This is a genomic window from Deinococcus radiopugnans ATCC 19172, from assembly GCF_006335125.1.
GTDB lineage: Bacteria > Deinococcota > Deinococci > Deinococcales > Deinococcaceae > Deinococcus > Deinococcus radiopugnans.
Genome location: NZ_VDMO01000003.1, coordinates 47,020 through 62,744, shown reverse-complemented (window position 1 = coordinate 62,744; position 15,725 = coordinate 47,020). Strand labels below are relative to the sequence as shown.

The following is a 15,725-nucleotide window of genomic DNA, read 5'->3' as shown; positions in this document are numbered from 1 at the left end:
TCTCCTATGGATTCTGATTGACGGCTGGAACGAAGTTTTCAGGCTTGAGGGGCAAAGGAACCACCACCGTCAATTCCTGGCCGTAGTCGTCGGGTTTCATGGCTCCGCGCGCCAGCAGGCTGGGGCGCTCCTTCAGATCGGCCACAAAATCCCCCGCCGGTACATCGGTGAGTTTGAAGGTGAGCCGGGTAGAAATGGCCTCGGTTCCCTGGATGATGTAAGGCTCACTGGCCCCCGCTGTGATGGGTTTGGCATCCGGGACAGCTTCCGCTTTGATCAACGTGATTTTGCCAAAGCAAAAGCTCGAAAAGCCCGCCTGGCCGCTGGACCAGTTGGCCTCGTAGGGGGCAATGGGCATCAGGGTCACGAGGTCCGTGCCATTGGGCTGCGGTGCATGAAAGGTATTTGCCAGCTTGTGCTTCTCGATGAAGCGGATCAGATTGCTGTCGTCCCCGAAGAGGCCACCGCCGCCGAGCTGGGTGCTGTTCAGGTTCAGGCCGTCCAGACAGGGACGGCCATAACTGCGGGCCGACGTGTCGAACAGGCTTGCACCGCCGTTGCCCAGGAAGATCTCGGCGGACGAGGTGAGCTGCCCAGTGTCCGGGCCGTTCTTGCAGGCCCCCAGCAGCAGCGGGAGCATCAGGGAAAAGACGGGCAGGGAACGCATCAGGCTAGCCTCCGGGGCAGCAGCGTATCGAGGTGCCAGATGAACTGGCGGTAGAACGTCAGGGCGCTGTCCCAGCGGCTGAAGACGCCCACAGTCACGGTGTCGTCCGTAAAGTCCAGCTCGAACTCGGCGGTGATCTGGCCTGGCATCCCTTCACCTGTTGGATACCGGCAGATTAGAAACAACGTGTCGCTCTTGTAACCGTCCACCTGCCACTGGGGCTGCTTTGGCTGAGCCAACAGACCGGCTGCCTGCTGAGCCGCTTCCAAGAAGTTCAGGAAAGGCGCGCGATAGGTCACGCGGAGACGTTGCAACGGGATGTGGATGGGCGGAACAAAGGTAGCCTCAGTATCCATCCATTCCTCCTGGGCAACCGCACTTGATGTGATTCAGCCGACTCTTAACCATCTACATCCCTCCCAGTTCTGATAGTCACAGTTCTGATAATCACTGTACCGCAAACAACAGGATTGGTGACGCTGTAGGGATGCCCACGAAACCCCGGCCCCCCAGCGCGGAGCGCATTTTGTTTGGACAGCGGCTGAGGGCCGAGCGACACGCCCAAGGACTAACTCTCGAAGATGTGGCCGAGTCAGCAGACATGAACTGGTCTTACATCGCCCAGGTGGAGCGGGGCACCCGGAACATCGGCATTGACAATATGGCAGCGCTGGCAGCCGCACTCGATGTCTCTCTGGCCCTGTTGCTGTCCAAGGTTGATGGTTAGGGCGTATGTCTGGTGCTATAAAATGGGCGTACAAAAAAAACTGGAAATAGTCTCAGCCTGACACAAAGTTTTGGTCAACTATCCAGATCTGGAAGGGAGTGAAGATGTGGAGCGGCCTGTAACTGGAACACTGTGGTGACCGTTGACCAATCTACAACCGCGCGACTTCAGGTCTGGAACGGACAAGGTGCATGTTGAATTCGCCGGGAGTTGCTTCCCTGAACACCAGGCAAGCCCACCCTGTAAAGTAGGAGACGAATGATGCAGCATGGTGATACCCCGCTTAGAACCTTAGACACATCCCACCGGGATGACCGCCTCGAACTCCTGATTGGCGCTGTTGCTGCCAGTACGGCAACGAAAGAGGAAATCGTAGGGCAAGTTATACGTATTATTATGGATGACTCCCTCGATGACGTCGAGATGATAAAAAATCTGATTAACAATGATTAATATTACCGCGAAACACGATGGACAAATTAAAATTATTCAAAAGATCCCCGGTCTATCATTAGCGAAACTGGAGGGCCGGAACGGGATTGGCAAGAGTCTTGCTGTCAAAATTCTACAACTTGCCACTGGCGATAATCCTTACGAGACGGATCTCAGCTCATGGGGAACACTCAAGCATCACATGAGTGAAGTAAAAGTAGAATTTACAGAATTGCGAGGTGGTCATAGTATTACCTGGACCACCAATACTAGGGATTGGCCTGCGAAACCAGATCAACTTGACCGTTCAAGTTGGATTGGCAGCTATGAAATTAATAGTGCACCTGCAACATTAGATGACGTTAGAAAAATCGTGGGAATTCGTCGTCAAGCAGGAGATCAAACGTTATCAGAAATCATATCCACACTTATTAACGAGGATTCTGAAAAGATTTCACTACTTGAGAAGAAAATCGATGAACGAGTGTCAAATTTATCTAAAAAATTCGATGCACTTATATCTAGTCTACTAAAAATGTCTTTCACCCCTCTAGAAACATCTCGGGACTTAATTAGAAATTCCGAAAAGGTAAAAAAGGATCTGGAAGCCGATTTGGAGAAATCGGTATTCAAATTAGGCTTTTTAAATACTTCAATAAATAATTTAATCTTACTCAATAATATTGACAAGGAGCTGCCACATCTTTTGCTGGAAATATCAGATAACGATAAAAAGTTGATTGACTTGAGAAGTGCTATAACATCGAATCAGCAAACGATGAGAGATTTGCAGTCTAAAGTAACTGAGGAGAAGAGGCTACTAAATGATCTCGCAAGATTACGCAAAAAATTAGATGAGAGGATGGATAGTGAAACTGAAACCAACGCTAGAATTGAGCAATTGCTTACAACTATGGGACTTAGTGGAGCTAATAAAAGCAGATTAGAACACATAATTATACAGACGCGTGAGAAAATTGCTGGGCTACAAACTCGTTTGTCGGCCCTGGATCTCACTCCTCAAGTGATTTTATTGATTAATAGAGTCATCGAGCCCATGAAGTCGCCACAGTTTAGAGGTGTTCTCAGCGAAATAGCGATGTCAGTGAACAATGAGAGTTTGAATTTTTTAGAGATACGAACTCAATTAAGTGATAGACGTGATTTTTTACTTGAGCAGCCCGAGAGAGACGACGTCTCAAGCATAAATGGCGAGATAGATATACAAAATAAAGTTCTTAAGAATCTAACAATAATTAAGGGGCTATTTGCTGAATTATCGGGCATTAAAACGCAAATTCTCAAAGAGTCAACAAGAAGTCAAAATATCATTAATAAATTGACACCTAATACGGTAGAGAAGTATCAGTTACTTGAATCTCAAATGGCGATTCTATCAACTCAACGAGATGCAGCTCTAGCTGCGAGAACTAAAGCGCAGGTGCAGATAGATCAGCTTAAAGGCTTTGGAGATCGTGATGATCTGATAAAAGCAGTTGAAGATGCCGAAGAAGTGTTGGGTGATCGAAACACCTGGCTATCTCAGCAACATACTTTACAGATTGCAGTTGAAAGTCTAAATGATACAAAAGAACAGTTAGAGAGTAAACTCAGTACTTTAAAACTTGATGAACAGAAATATCATGAACTACTCAAGAATGAATTTACCAGCTTGAGTAGTAATTTCCCATGGATATTACCCATCTTAGACTTAAATACTAGTGATACTATTGACTCTTTGGATCAAAAACGCTTTCAACGAACATGCACAAACATTATCACACGCTTGCAAAAATCTAATGATAGCATCGAGGATATGAGAAGATCGACGCGGAACATTAATGGTATTTTGAATACCATTGCAGCTCATGTTCAGCAGCAGCGTGGTGGCTTTGCAGATGTACAATCTGGAGAGCGTACAGGTGCATTTGATTATTTCGTTAAGTATTATGAAACCGAGTTCTCGAAGAACTTTGAGAACCAATCGATTCGCAAGGCTTTATTCGATAACGGCACTTTCAAAAGGCTTGATCTTGAGAATCTGACTATCATCTATGATGATGTCAATAAAGCTAGATTTGCAAAGCCGCTTGCAGCTTTTAGCAGTGGCGAGCGCGCTTTTGCCTACACCCTCTCTTCATTAGAAACTTTAAAATTTGATAATGTAGAAAATCGTATCATTGTCCTCGATGAATTCGGAGCATTTATTGAATACGATAGGTATCAAGAACTTGCTAAGTTCTTGCAAGAAAAAATAGTTGATAAAATTGCCACACAAGTTATAATTATACTTCCGATCTCAGAAAACTACCATCAACAACTTACTTTCGCGGATGGTGATGAAAAACAGCGACTGACTGGAATTGTTAAGGAAATTGATGTCAATGGGTATTTTGTCCGCCCGCTTCTAAAGGAATGAATAAATGAACTTCAGCACACCAACACTTTTATTTGGCTTACCATTATACATTAGAAAGGAAGATGCTAAAATTCTACACCGTTTTCTGGATTCTATATGGAAATCTAATTATCTAACTCCTACAAAAGATATAGAAGATGATCTAACGCTGATGTCATTGTATTTCAATCCTATATCGACTGGTGCAAAACTGAGAAGCGCATTGGAAAAAATGCCAAATTCCATAGAAATACCTTCTTTACCATTTTCTCTCGATGGATTGATCATAAATTTAAGCTCTCGTAAGCATTTATTGCGCCCAGAAGGGAGAATTGCACTTTCTATCCTTGAAAGTACTGGTAATCGAAATAGTGAGAACGTTATCTTGGATTCTATAACTCTTTTATGGGCATATAGTATCCTTCATTCTCGGTATGAACAATGGAATAGTCAGCGCTTGGTCTCAGTGATAGATAATCTCTCGGGCAGTAAGACATTACAAATTCAATCTTTAGGACTACTCATATGGCTTTTAATTAATCGTAACAACTCAATTGTACGAGCTTTACCTAAAAACATAGAAAATAGTCAATTCAGACGGAAAATGGATAAACTAGTTGATGTGCCAGTCACGGCATTTGCTTCAGCACTATCTAAAAACTTTGAGAAGAAAGATAGGCAGGAGCTATCTATTTACAGTGGTTGGCAGCTTTCAGAAGCGAAACGACGTCTCGGAGGGAGGCTAGTAATAGAGCCGTCCGTATACATTGCAGAGTCAGCAGATGAGGAGGTGCTAGATATCATCATTCATGATTTGTCTAAACGTAAAAATACGCATCAGGAAATCAGTGATGGTCTCGACAGTTTTATGAAAAATTTTCAGGATGTGTCATCTTCGCTTGCCGCGCTAGGATTCTTTTTTGAGGATACGCGGAATACAAGAAAAGTTATTAACAAAATTAAGAGTGCTGTTTCAAATACAGTAAAAAATGAAGACTAAGCAGCTCATTCATTTAATACTCGGTGCTTTCGCTGCCATAGAGCAGGAACAGGATGAATCACCACTCAAAGTTATACCTTTGGTGATCAATGATGTCGCAGAGCATATTGGAATCCTTAGAGAAATATTCAGAGTTGAATCTGGCATTTTAATTGAGGCTTCCGATCCAACAGTTAGACGTGCATCAACTGTTGATCTAGAGTTGAAGACTGCCATGGAGGCATTGTTTTCAAGTAGTCCTTTGGCTGCCACCTTATCATTGAATGTACAGTTAGATTCTCAGATGCGTGTGCAAACGCTTATTAATGGAAATGCAGCACCTTCAAGCGAAGCCGAAAAAGCATTGGCTGGAATATCAAATTCGCTACAGTTCCTTGCGTCTACTGACTATCCCACCGCTTGCTTAATTTATAAGGAAGCGGCTTTAGAAAATCAAGCCCAAGATTTAATTTGGCAATTTCTAGTAACACATCTAGTGAGTATCGGATTGGGTAATATCAAGCGGCTATTTATTATAGTGGATGGTGCTTTAAACTATACACGACACACTTACCCCATCAACTCAGCTCGATTTGTATTATTTCCCGGATATTTATCCGAAAGAAACTCATTTAAGGTCAATAAGATAACTATAGACCGTTTAGCAAATCTAAGAAAAGATCTACCGATTGTATTATTTCTTGGAGCTGGATTCTCTGTATCATCAAAATTGATGGAGGGAAATGACTTACGTGATATTGCATTACAGGCGCTCATTGATCCGCGTAAAACGATGTCTCCAGAAGAGCGTCCTGGCGCTTTTCTCAGAGAGCTAATTGCTTTAAGGGAGAATCGTGAAGAAGACGGGGAGACAATCGGAAATCTACAGAATTTTGCTCGCACTTTAACCCTTGAGCGCGTATTATCAGAGGAATATCGGCGCGGCGAAGGACCAATCAGAAGTCCTACATTACGGAAATTTGAGGAGTACAATCGGAAAGCCCTTCAATCTCGTGGCATGGCAGTACGAAACCTACAAGCTATTGCAAGTCATATCATCGGGTCACCCGATCAGAAACTCATTGTGGCCGGGGTGAACTTTGACACTCTGGTTGAACATCTCTCTAGCGATGAATTTGAGGTTTTTGCGACAGATCAAGAGTTTTCGCATTTCCCCGAATATTTATCTCAGTATTGGGAGCAACCGAATGCCAAAATTCCATATCTAAAATTTCACGGCAGCATTGATAATTTCGAATCGGTTATAGCTACATTGAGCAGTACTGAGGTTGGCCTGTCTAGAGAAAAGAGTAACGCTATAGAGGCAATTCTCAATCTAAGTGAAAAGATCCAATGGGTTTTTGTTGGCTGTAGCATGCGTGATGTTGATTTAAATAGGATGTACAACTCCCCCCAATTCAGTCAAAAAGTCATTGAATACTGGGTTTCGCCACTTATCGATGATAATGTGACGAGATTTATAACTCAATACCGTAGAAGATCTTGGGAAGCCTTGCGAGACAAAATAAAAATTGAAGAACGAATGATTACAGAAACAGCAGATGTGTTCATGGAATATTTAAAAGCAAGCATAAGCCGTCAGCTTTAACAATAAGCTAAGGTGCTGTTAATACAATAAGTCGCTCAGACAAAGTGTGACTGTGTCGCGTTTGGATTCCTGTCCAACGTTCACCACGTAATCTAAGCGTTTGATCGTTATTCAATCTAAAACCGTACTGAGATGCCAACATTGCAATCAGCTTTGGGGTATCTACATATACTCCATAAGGTGCGCTATCACCTATAACCAAAGCCACTTTCCCACCAGAAATAACATTCATCGCCATATTTTCGAGTATCAGGCTCATGTCATTGAAGTATTGATAAACTAATCTATCATACTCTTTCCCCTTAGCTCTCTTTTTGCGCTCTATAACTAACTTTTCAACAATAAAATTGATATCTGAGTGAATAGGTTTAATATTTTGCAAATCCTCTTCTAGTCGAACGCCGCTCAGACCACTCGTCTGCTGAGTAGTCGCAATCATCATGCTTGAACGCACCGTATTAGTCATTTCTTTCCAGCTCTTCGCATATCGAAGAAAATAGAGTTCTAATCTCGTTGCATCCGCATAATCGAAGTTATTCAAGTACGGTGGTGATGAGATGACTCCATCTGCTTTTTGTCCGTCCAGCCCGTTGGCCCAAGCCTCTGCAAGCCTAGAATCTCCGTGTACGACAGAACCGTCCACATCACCGCTCATACTGGATAAATCCTCAGCCATATGTGTCAAACGCATGATAAATCTTGAACTGGGTGACTTCACGCGGGGATTTTTTTGAACACCAGGACGCTGATAGGGCCACCCGACGCCCACGCTGGCGGTATCTCGCAAGGTGGCTAATAACGCCCACCGTGCCAGCTTGTAGTAAGGATGGGTTGGCTCAGACTCAATTTCGTCTCTTAAACCAGCAAGAAAACTTAATGTCACTTCATCAAAACATCTCAAGACCATTGGATGTTCCGATGCAATGTCAGCCATAGTCATCGCGCTTAAAAGATGCACCCCGTACTTCTGAAGACCGTCAAGCTGGTCGACAGGCTTGAACTTGAGTGACGAGAGTTCAGCAATCAAAGGATGGGCTTCGATACCACGAAAACTGGAGTGCCGCTTCACGATGTGTACTCCAGCAGTGGCTACCCCGGCGAAGGGGTCAGCTATTGCCTTGCCGCGCTGGATAGGAACCGCATCAAAACAGGCCACGAGCGCTCCCCTGGAAAAACCTGCGGGGTACCGGAACCATCGGTTAAAGGGCTCTGATCTAGTTGGTCCATTCAAGCCTCTCTCGTGAACCTGTGGTCTGTCCTGATCGATGCTCATCACCATGGTATCCACTCTACCACCATGGTGGATAGATTGGCACCATGGTATCTCCATCTGAACGAATTGAGGATCACAGGTGGTAACCTACTGCGTTCATAGCCAGTAAAAAGCCCTTCTGCTGAATGCGTCAGTACTCAGCACCCTCATCAACTGGCAAACTGCCGCCGCAAACCTTGAGAAGCCTAAGGTCAACTGACCACAGTCGGCTCTGGAAACGTCGCCGGGTTTGATGCCGCTGGCTTACTGATTGCCTGGCGAGAAAACGCAGCATCTCGTTCTCCACTATTCTCGTGCGCTGGGGTGTGTTCCCCATTCATAGCCACCCTGCAAGGAAGTTGCCGACGGCCAGAACACCCCATCCACCTGAAGAACACCCTAAACGCCCGACGTCTGTCTAGCCCAACGTACGCCGTCTCAATCTCTACTCTTTTCGAGCACGGTTGCCCTATGAACAGAGAGCTCATTGGTGTTTTCGCGTCTTGAAGAGATTTTCTTGATCCAGTTGAGAAGAGTTCTGGAAGATGAGGGCAGTGATCTCCCCTGCGCTTCCTGACCGAACACTGAGCGCCAATTGCCGTCTTCACCTATCCGCATTCCACCAGTACGCACGAGGTCCTCAAATATTTGCCTCTCCAGGCGATCACGGCAGGAGGCCAGAACATCATTGACGATGTGATCTACCACTCGCTGGCGATCAATGCGACTCCCTTCATAAGCTGCCGTTGGCCCCCGACGTGCGAAGTTCAACCCGTTGAGCAGTTCTCGCAGGGCATTAACTTGCAGCGCCGCCAGCAGCCCTGGCCTTTGCACCAGACGGTCTGCCAGAGTCACTGCGTTGTCGTCTGCCACGTCTCGGACGAAGTAGCCGACGCCTGTCATACACTGGTTGAGAATATTGACGTTTCCTACTTCGAGCATCAGATCGCAAAGCCTCTCCAGCCGCGAAGTCACCATGTACTGCGTCTCCTCCCCCACCCCTTCCGAGAGGTAGATGCGGGGCTGCCCAGACAGGTCACGCCAGAACAATTCCGCCAGGGTCGTCATGATGTTCCAGTGGGCAGAATCCCAGACCTTTAACACGCTGAGATGGAGCAAGACCATCTGGAAGCGGTCGAGCGCTTCTTCGGCTGCGCCGTGCTGGAGAGAAGCGTCCATGAGCAGTCGCAGAACGTCCCAGCGGCTTTTGGCCTGCCCAGATTGCAATTCACGGCTGAACTCACTCATGGCTTCCTGAACCAGCCATGGCTCACGCAGCGCTTCCGGCGTATCCCTGAGCCATTGATGCAAGGCTTCTACCCACTCCAACCGCTCACTCGCCTTGCGGAGAAGTCTGGACCACAGCACCCGGTCCCGCCGGGCCAACATGCCATAAAGCACGTCGTACAACAGATCGTCGCTTGCCAAGATCTTAGAAAGATTCCTGGGACTTTCGACGTCGAAGAGGCTGTCCCATAGGCCCATGATCCAAACGACGGCCACGCCCAGAATCACCATTCCAATGGCAAAAGCCAGGGTGTCGGCTTCAACCTGACTCGACCTAGACTTCCACTCTGCCTGATGCACGACAGCGTAGCCAGCAACCCCCACACCCAGGGACAGCATAAAGAGAGGGGCAACGGCGTAGGGGCGGCGCATCATTTCCAGCCAGCGGGGCGAATACCGCTGAGCAACCTGCTGGGCAGCGAAGGTATAGGCAGCCACGTAAAGGGTCAGAAGTGTAAAAGAGAGGACGAACACCTGTTCAAACATGACCGTCCATACGTAGCTCACCGGGGAAGGTTGCAAAACGCCGGATTCTTAGCTTCATTCGCAGGCCCGCCCGTCCCCGTCGCGGTCCAACCCGGCCCGGTAACCGAGCTGGCCTCTCAGGAGTGGCGCTTTGCCCGCTGCCCGCACGGCGGCGCAGTTTGGGTAAGACGTGTCCGCAGGGGCGGGTGGTTGGGCCGGGACTGGCACCGTTCTGGGTAGGGCTGGAACAGGCCCGGTTGGCCGGACTGGGGCTCCCGTGCCTGCCTTTCCAGCCGTGACGGTGTACTCCCCGCCAGGTTGCACCTGGACCGTGATGGTGCCCTGCTGATCGGTGCGCCAGATGGTGGCCCCCGCCTGCCGGTAAAGTCCTAAAGCCTTCTCGGTGGGATGCCCGTAGTTGTTCGGCCCCACCGACACCACCACGTTCTTCGGACGCACCGCTGTCAGCCACGGCAGGTTGTCGCCGTTGGCCGCGCCGTGGTGGATGCTCTTATAGACATCCACCGGGCCAAGGAAAGGGGATGGGTACGCTTTAAGCCAACCCTGGGTCTCCGCCGTCTCCGAGTCGCCAGTCATCAACGCTTTGAATGTGCCGTACTCGATCAGCAGACCCACGCTGTTGAGGTTCTGATCGTTTTTTGGCATCCCAACAGGCGGAGGTAGGACAGTGACTTTGACGCTGCCGAGATTGATGACGCGGCCACTAGCGAGGAGGCCCTGCGTTCCAACACGAGCGGCAGTGGCAGTGAGCTTGCCGAAGATGTTGGTGTTGGCCGCCAGACCGTTATTCAAGAACAGCTTCGGTTTGAACAGCTCGATGGCGGGAACCAGACCGGTGATGTGGTCCGCGTCGGCATGGCTCGCCGCAACAAGAGCCAGCGATTTGACGCCGTACTGCTGGAGCAGCGTCCGCATGCGGGGTTGACTTCTGCCACCGTCGTAGAGCATGGATTGGCCTTCTGGGGCGGTGATCAGCACCGCGTCGCCCTGCCCCACGTCTAAAAAACGAATGGTTAGCACCCCGGTTTGGGCAGCCTGAGCCACAGCGCTCCCACCCAGCAGCGCGACCAGCATCAGGGTGCGCTTCACAGATTGATATCTCCATCAGGTGTTCCCGCATTCAACGCATCGAGCTGACGCTGTCCCAGGGCGTGGCGGCGGTCCGTCTCCTCGTGGTCAATCTTGATCTCCACATCGCCAGCCTGCACGTCAATTCGGATGACATCGCCTTCCTGTACGCCTGAAGGCAGGGAGGCCAGCCGCCAGTCTTCGGTGCCTCCATCCGGCAGTTCGACACGGGCCATGCGGCCCTCGATCCCATCGACGACGACGTAACTGACGCCCAGCTCTTCGCGCTCTTCGGCCATGCCGCAACGTAGCGCACTTCCACCAGGTAGAGCTGTCACACTCAGGTCATGCGTAAAGCCTCCATCCTGCTGGCCCTGACCCTCTGCTCGACGGCCTGGGCGGCCACCGCCGTGACCACCAACCCCGTCAATCTGCGCCGGGCGGCCAGTACATCCGCGCCGATCCTTGCCACCATTCCCAAAAATACGCTGCTGACGGTGGCGTGCCAGGGGCAGTGGTGCCGTACTACCTACCGGGGTCAGGGAGGCTACGTCTCCAAATCGCTGACCCAGGCCACCAGCCGGAGTGTTCCGTTGGCAGCCCCAACCGCGCCGAGCCGCGCGCCCAGTACGGTGTACTACGCCAGCTGTGCGGCGGCGCGGGCGGCGGGCGCTGCGCCCATTTCTGCCGGGCAGCCCGGCTACCGCGCCAGGCTGGATCGGGACAATGACGGCGTGGCCTGCGAGTAGGGTGCGTGGATTTGACAGGCGCTGAATGTCACTCTTATTCAGAGGAATCAAAGCGGCCTTCGGGCCGTTTTCTTGTTGTCCACAGGCCCTCCATACCGGTGAAGTTGGACCAAGATCAATAGGCCAGCAAAGAGGATAGATGGATGGAATCCCGCAACCTTTTTATTGGTTCAAGCCGAAGCCAGTCTGTGTCTGGCGAAAGAGATCAAGCGTTCACGAGTGCCAGGCGATTTCGGTCACGCACATGCTCAGGAACCTGCCCAACAAGGTCAGCAACAGTCGTTCGTGACAACTGTTCTTTCCAACTCAAAAAAGCAACCTGCATCATCTGATGAATGGCGCAGGGTTCATTACATTCTTCTGGCGACGCAGCTCCAGAGCCGCACTGCCGAATTTCTTGACAGTGGAAAAATGACTGATCTCCTTCAATGGCCTCAACAACCTCCCAGGCCGTGATGTGTTCTCCTGGCCGGGCCAGCCGGTAACCGCCGCGTGGCCCAGTGGAGGCCAAGAGGACCCCCGCCTTGACGAGCAGTTTCAAATACTTTGCAAAATATTCGTCCGGGAGGCCGTGGTGGCGCGCGATGAGATGACGCGGCAATGGACCGCCCTGTGGAATCTGGCCGAGCAGAACCACAGTGTGCAGGCACCATTCGACTCCCTGCGAGAGCTTCATCCATGAAGTCTATCATGGACATTGACTATCCATAACCGAGCGTGTTAGCTTCGGCCAGGTGAAAGCGGTGCCTCGCGGCACCCCACCGCTCTACCTCCAATCGCTCCGCATTGATTTATGGGTATTAGAGATCTCTAATATCGATGAATTATTCGGTATTGGGTGTCAGAGAAAGGAGAATCCATGACAACGCGCTCTACCCTTGCCGTGATTACCGGAGCAGGCGGTGGCATTGGCTCCGCCATCGCCCACCGCCTCAGCCGTGACCATCTGGTTGCGCTGCATCACGGGGCCGATCTAGAAAACACACAGGCGCTCCAGCGCGATATTGAACAGATGGGGGGTCAGGCTTTCGTCTTTCACACAGACCTGTCCCGCGCTGACGCAGGCACCGAGTTCTGGGCTGCTTACGAACGAGCGGCCCTGAGCGCCGGAGTTGCCAATCACCCCGTCAATGTCCTGGTGAACAACGCGGGTATCGCCCGGCGCGGTGAGATCGAACAGCTCAGTGATGAGGACTTCGACCGTCAGCATCAGGTGAACACCCGTTCTCCCTACATGATTTTGAAGCATGGCCTGGGTCGCCTGAGTGACGGTGGGCGAATCGTCAATCTGTCGTCAAGCACAACCCATATCGCGTACCCCGACTTGCTGGCTTATGGCATGAGCAAAGCGGCCATTGACGCCTTAACCCATACCCTGGCGCAGCAACTCGGGCCGCGAGGCATTACCGTCAATGCCGTTGCCCCGGGCGTGGTGGACACCAATATCAACGCGGACTGGCTTCAGAACAATCCTGAAGCGCAGCAGTACGTCGGGAGTCAGGCTGCGCTGGGCCGGGTCGCGCAGCCCAACGATATTGCGGACGTGGTGGCCTTCCTGGCTTCGGACAGTGGGCGCTGGATCACGGGTCAAACCATCGTCGCCACGGGCGGCGCTCACCTCTAAGGGGCCTTCATGATGCAAGACGCCGTGTTCACCGATCAGGGCTGGCAAGCCGATCCCATGAGGCAGTTTCAGGTCTGGTTTTCTGCCATGCTCGAAGCTAAGCTGCCCGAGCCTTACACCATGCAGTTGGCGACGGCGAATGCTTCAGGCCACCCCAGTGTCCGCACCGTTTACCTGCGGGGAGACCCGACTCAGGGCCTGACCTTTTACACAAATCTACATTCGCAAAAGGCACAGGAACTGGAGGAAAATCCCTGGGCTGAGATGTTGTTCTACTGGCCCCAACTCGGTCAGCAGGTCCGTGCGTCAGGTACGGTTACCAGGGTGAGTCCAGAGCAGGCTGATTCAGCCTTTCATCAACAGCCGCATCAAATTCAGGTGGCGGCTCACATCAATGGACACCAGAGCCGCCCCATGAAACTTGAAGAGTTGAGCAGTCGCCTGGATGAGGTCAGTCAACAATTTCCCGAAGGAACTGCTGTTGCCAGGCCGGAATACTGGAGCGGCTTCCGGCTGAACGCGAGCCGCTGGGAATTCTGGCAGGGGCGTCCCGACGGTTTGCACGACCGATTCGCCTATGTTCTCGAACAAGACTGCTGGGCCGTTGACCGTTTGACACCTTAACGACCCAGGGGCAAAAGTAGAACCGTTCGACGAGTGCGTGTTCGCCATCTGGAAGCCCGCTAGCCGCCCATCTCTAGCAGGGTGAGGTTGCCCTTAATAGGCCGATGAACGACGCGCTTGCAGTGGTTAACCGCAACTGCCTTCCACCAGCCCCCGGCGCACCCGTATCGGCCCCAGCGGGGTCCAGCCTGCGGCCTGCAGCGCGGTGCGTAGGTCATCCGCACCGAGCCAGGGCCGCAGGGGCTGGGCCTCAATCGTTACATCGCCCAGCCGCGCCACCGGCCAGACGCGAATCTCCCACTCGGCGGGGGCAGGCACCTCTGCATCTTCAGACGGCTTGACTGCTTCCAGGACGAGAACGCCGAACAGCTCGGTCTCCGGGCCCACGGAAGGTGTCCAGCGATCCCGCAACATCGGCGGAACTGGAACCGTGAAGGGGTGGGGAACGTTCGTCATTTTCTGAACCTCCTGTCCACACCTTGCGCCTCACAGGCTGCTTTGGACATCGGTTGCGTGCCACACAACAGGCAGCACTCATCGGTTATCCCGATGAGTGCAAGCAACTCTGCGGCCCTACACTGAAACATGCCCTCCACGAAGTCCATTTCTGGCCCTCTGACCCAGCCGACCTTGCCACAGCTCCGGGCCTTGATTGCTGTGGTGGACGCCGGGGGCTTTGGCGAGGCAGCGGCGGAATTGAATATGTCTCAGTCATCGTTAAGCGAGGCGGTGGGCAAACTCGAAGACCTGGCGGGCTGCTCACTGCTGCGCCGAAGCGCCAGAGGCACACTGCCCACTCCTGCTGGGCTGCGCGCCGTGGCCCACGCTCGTGCTGCCGTGCAGGCTGCCGGGGATGTGTTACTGGCCGCTCAGGACGACAGCAAGTTGTCTGGGGTGCTGCGGGTGTCATCCATACGCTCGGCAGCCACCCATCTGTTACCACCCGTGCTGCTGGCCTTTCGGCAGCAGCACCCAGGGGTGGTGGTCAAACTGTTGGACGTGGAACGGGCTGGGCTCGGGGAAGAGCAGGTGCGGAGTGGGCAGACCGACATGGCGCTTTTAGAAGTCGAGGGCGGTTTGGCAGCAGACCTGCGACTGACGCCGCTGCTGCAAGACGATTACCTGTTTGTCGCCCCGGAGTCACGCGGCACGCTGCCCGTTACGGTGCAGGAACTGGCTGATGCGCCGCTGCTGCTGTCGTCCAGATCGGATCGATGCTTTCAGCGCACCGAGGCGTATCTGGGCCGTTTTGGCATTTCGGCGGACCGGGCCACCGAGATTGACCAGGACAGCGTGACGCTGAGCATGGTCCGGCACGGCCTGGGGATCACGCTCATGCCCCGGCTGGCGCTGTCGCCGGTACCCGCCGGGTTGGTGACGCTACCCCTGCCTGAACCGCTGACCCGCTCGCTGGTGCTGGCTGCGCTGCCCCACCGTGCCGGGTTGCCGCTGATCCGGGCCTTTACGTCGGCCCTGGTGGACTCTCTGGGCTCATCATCGCTGGCAGGACAACCCGTTTAGGGCCATGTTTGCAGCCCCAATCTATGGATTCGAGTGCGAAATGACAACCCCTCAACTTCAACTGGGCAATGTCAGGACAGACCCAGGCATTGCAGCAGCTCAGGAGTGTGGTGTGAAATTTGGCCGACAGGCAGGCCAGAGAGTCAAAGCGGATCGTTATGAAGCCAGGGTTCTGAAGTTGAGAGCGGAGGGGAAGTCATACCGGGAGATTGCTGTTGAATTACGTCTCAGCAAAAACACTGTTATGGGTATTGTTAAGCGGCAGAGAGATCAAGACGATCTGAAAAAGTAGATTTCTGATC

Annotated in this window: 17 protein-coding genes; 9 read left to right on the top strand and 8 right to left on the bottom strand. The window is 51.7% G+C overall.

Features of this window, described 5'->3' with window-relative positions:
• Window positions 1-4: 4 nt before the first annotated feature.
• Window positions 5-667 carry a hypothetical protein gene (locus FHR04_RS03385; protein WP_139400820.1) on the bottom strand — a complete coding sequence of 221 codons (663 nt, stop codon included), beginning with the start codon at window positions 665-667 and terminating at the stop codon, window positions 5-7.
• Complete coding sequence (locus FHR04_RS20860; protein WP_170213840.1) at window positions 667-816, bottom strand: hypothetical protein; 150 nt, start codon at window positions 814-816, stop codon at window positions 667-669. Before FHR04_RS20860 ends, FHR04_RS03385 begins: the two co-directional genes overlap by 1 nt.
• Before the next feature lie 338 nt (window positions 817-1,154).
• Here FHR04_RS20860 and FHR04_RS03380 point away from each other — a divergent pair, with 338 nt between their 5' ends.
• From FHR04_RS03380 to FHR04_RS03365, 4 genes are all read left to right on the top strand, one after another.
• A complete protein-coding gene (locus FHR04_RS03380) occupies window positions 1,155-1,394 on the top strand; it encodes a helix-turn-helix domain-containing protein (protein WP_139400818.1) in 240 nt (79 codons plus the stop codon).
• A 445-nt stretch (window positions 1,395-1,839) separates the two neighbouring features.
• Window positions 1,840-4,245 (top strand): AAA family ATPase, encoded by a 2,406-nt coding sequence (locus FHR04_RS03375; protein WP_139400816.1) that lies wholly within the window; start codon window positions 1,840-1,842, stop codon window positions 4,243-4,245.
• Window positions 4,246-4,249: 4 nt separating this feature from the next.
• Window positions 4,250-5,224 (top strand): hypothetical protein, encoded by a 975-nt coding sequence (locus tag FHR04_RS03370; protein ID WP_139400814.1) that lies wholly within the window; start codon window positions 4,250-4,252, stop codon window positions 5,222-5,224.
• Window positions 5,214-6,812, top strand: a complete 1,599-nt coding sequence (locus FHR04_RS03365) for an SIR2 family protein (protein ID WP_139400812.1) — start codon at window positions 5,214-5,216, stop codon at window positions 6,810-6,812. The genes FHR04_RS03370 and FHR04_RS03365 overlap by 11 nt, the downstream gene beginning before the upstream one ends.
• A 7-nt stretch (window positions 6,813-6,819) precedes the next feature.
• On the opposite strand, the gene FHR04_RS03360 is transcribed toward FHR04_RS03365, so the two are convergent.
• From FHR04_RS03360 to FHR04_RS03345, 4 genes are all read right to left on the bottom strand, one after another.
• Complete coding sequence (locus FHR04_RS03360; RefSeq protein ID WP_139400810.1) at window positions 6,820-7,968, bottom strand: hypothetical protein; 1,149 nt, start codon at window positions 7,966-7,968, stop codon at window positions 6,820-6,822.
• Between the two features lie 534 nt (window positions 7,969-8,502).
• The gene (locus FHR04_RS03355; protein WP_139400808.1) at window positions 8,503-9,858 is read right to left on the bottom strand and encodes a hypothetical protein; all 1,356 of its coding nucleotides are present in this window, start codon (window positions 9,856-9,858) and stop codon (window positions 8,503-8,505) included.
• Between the two features lie 33 nt (window positions 9,859-9,891).
• Complete coding sequence (locus FHR04_RS03350; protein WP_249038950.1) at window positions 9,892-10,926, bottom strand: excalibur calcium-binding domain-containing protein; 1,035 nt, start codon at window positions 10,924-10,926, stop codon at window positions 9,892-9,894.
• On the bottom strand, window positions 10,923-11,204 hold the full coding sequence (locus FHR04_RS03345; protein ID WP_139400806.1) for a DUF3006 domain-containing protein: 282 nt from the start codon (window positions 11,202-11,204) through the stop codon (window positions 10,923-10,925). Before FHR04_RS03345 ends, FHR04_RS03350 begins: the two co-directional genes overlap by 4 nt.
• 48 nt (window positions 11,205-11,252) lie before the next feature.
• Here FHR04_RS03345 and FHR04_RS03340 point away from each other — a divergent pair, with 48 nt between their 5' ends.
• Complete coding sequence (locus FHR04_RS03340) at window positions 11,253-11,654, top strand: excalibur calcium-binding domain-containing protein (protein ID WP_139400805.1); 402 nt, start codon at window positions 11,253-11,255, stop codon at window positions 11,652-11,654.
• A 205-nt stretch (window positions 11,655-11,859) separates the two neighbouring features.
• Here FHR04_RS03340 and FHR04_RS03335 read toward each other — a convergent pair whose 3' ends face one another.
• Window positions 11,860-12,330 carry an RrF2 family transcriptional regulator gene (locus FHR04_RS03335; protein WP_139400803.1) on the bottom strand — a complete coding sequence of 157 codons (471 nt, stop codon included), beginning with the start codon at window positions 12,328-12,330 and terminating at the stop codon, window positions 11,860-11,862.
• Window positions 12,331-12,513: 183 nt separating this feature from the next.
• Between FHR04_RS03335 and FHR04_RS03330 the strand changes: the two genes are divergently transcribed.
• The gene (locus FHR04_RS03330) at window positions 12,514-13,278 is read left to right on the top strand and encodes an SDR family NAD(P)-dependent oxidoreductase (RefSeq protein WP_139400801.1); all 765 of its coding nucleotides are present in this window, start codon (window positions 12,514-12,516) and stop codon (window positions 13,276-13,278) included.
• A gap of 9 nt (window positions 13,279-13,287) precedes the next feature.
• A complete protein-coding gene (gene pdxH, locus FHR04_RS03325) occupies window positions 13,288-13,902 on the top strand; it encodes a pyridoxamine 5'-phosphate oxidase (RefSeq protein ID WP_249038949.1) in 615 nt (204 codons plus the stop codon).
• A gap of 126 nt (window positions 13,903-14,028) precedes the next feature.
• Here the strand turns inward: pdxH and FHR04_RS03320 are convergent, their stop codons facing one another.
• Window positions 14,029-14,358: a hypothetical protein gene (locus FHR04_RS03320; protein WP_139400799.1), complete on the bottom strand. Its 330-nt coding sequence runs from the start codon at window positions 14,356-14,358 to the stop codon at window positions 14,029-14,031.
• A gap of 129 nt (window positions 14,359-14,487) precedes the next feature.
• Here FHR04_RS03320 and FHR04_RS03315 point away from each other — a divergent pair, with 129 nt between their 5' ends.
• On the top strand, window positions 14,488-15,423 hold the full coding sequence (locus tag FHR04_RS03315; protein WP_139400797.1) for a LysR family transcriptional regulator: 936 nt from the start codon (window positions 14,488-14,490) through the stop codon (window positions 15,421-15,423).
• Window positions 15,424-15,427: 4 nt separating this feature from the next.
• The gene (locus FHR04_RS03310; protein ID WP_139400795.1) at window positions 15,428-15,715 is read left to right on the top strand and encodes a helix-turn-helix domain-containing protein; all 288 of its coding nucleotides are present in this window, start codon (window positions 15,428-15,430) and stop codon (window positions 15,713-15,715) included.
• The last annotated feature ends 10 nt before the right edge of the window (window positions 15,716-15,725 follow it).

Coding starts and splice junctions, on each gene's coding strand:
- FHR04_RS20860 (WP_170213840.1), bottom strand. CDS start 816: ATGCCAGGCCAGATCACCGCCGAGTTCGAGCTGGACTTTACGGACGAC.
- FHR04_RS03340 (WP_139400805.1), top strand. CDS start 11,253: ATGCGTAAAGCCTCCATCCTGCTGGCCCTGACCCTCTGCTCGACGGCC.
- FHR04_RS03380 (WP_139400818.1), top strand. CDS start 1,155: ATGCCCACGAAACCCCGGCCCCCCAGCGCGGAGCGCATTTTGTTTGGA.
- FHR04_RS03345 (WP_139400806.1), bottom strand. CDS start 11,204: ATGGCCGAAGAGCGCGAAGAGCTGGGCGTCAGTTACGTCGTCGTCGAT.
- FHR04_RS03315 (WP_139400797.1), top strand. CDS start 14,488: ATGCCCTCCACGAAGTCCATTTCTGGCCCTCTGACCCAGCCGACCTTG.
- FHR04_RS03375 (WP_139400816.1), top strand. CDS start 1,840: ATGATTAATATTACCGCGAAACACGATGGACAAATTAAAATTATTCAA.
- FHR04_RS03310 (WP_139400795.1), top strand. CDS start 15,428: ATGTTTGCAGCCCCAATCTATGGATTCGAGTGCGAAATGACAACCCCT.
- FHR04_RS03330 (WP_139400801.1), top strand. CDS start 12,514: ATGACAACGCGCTCTACCCTTGCCGTGATTACCGGAGCAGGCGGTGGC.
- FHR04_RS03320 (WP_139400799.1), bottom strand. CDS start 14,358: ATGACGAACGTTCCCCACCCCTTCACGGTTCCAGTTCCGCCGATGTTG.
- pdxH (WP_249038949.1), top strand. CDS start 13,288: ATGATGCAAGACGCCGTGTTCACCGATCAGGGCTGGCAAGCCGATCCC.
- FHR04_RS03385 (WP_139400820.1), bottom strand. CDS start 667: ATGCGTTCCCTGCCCGTCTTTTCCCTGATGCTCCCGCTGCTGCTGGGG.
- FHR04_RS03335 (WP_139400803.1), bottom strand. CDS start 12,330: ATGAAGCTCTCGCAGGGAGTCGAATGGTGCCTGCACACTGTGGTTCTG.
- FHR04_RS03365 (WP_139400812.1), top strand. CDS start 5,214: ATGAAGACTAAGCAGCTCATTCATTTAATACTCGGTGCTTTCGCTGCC.
- FHR04_RS03370 (WP_139400814.1), top strand. CDS start 4,250: ATGAACTTCAGCACACCAACACTTTTATTTGGCTTACCATTATACATT.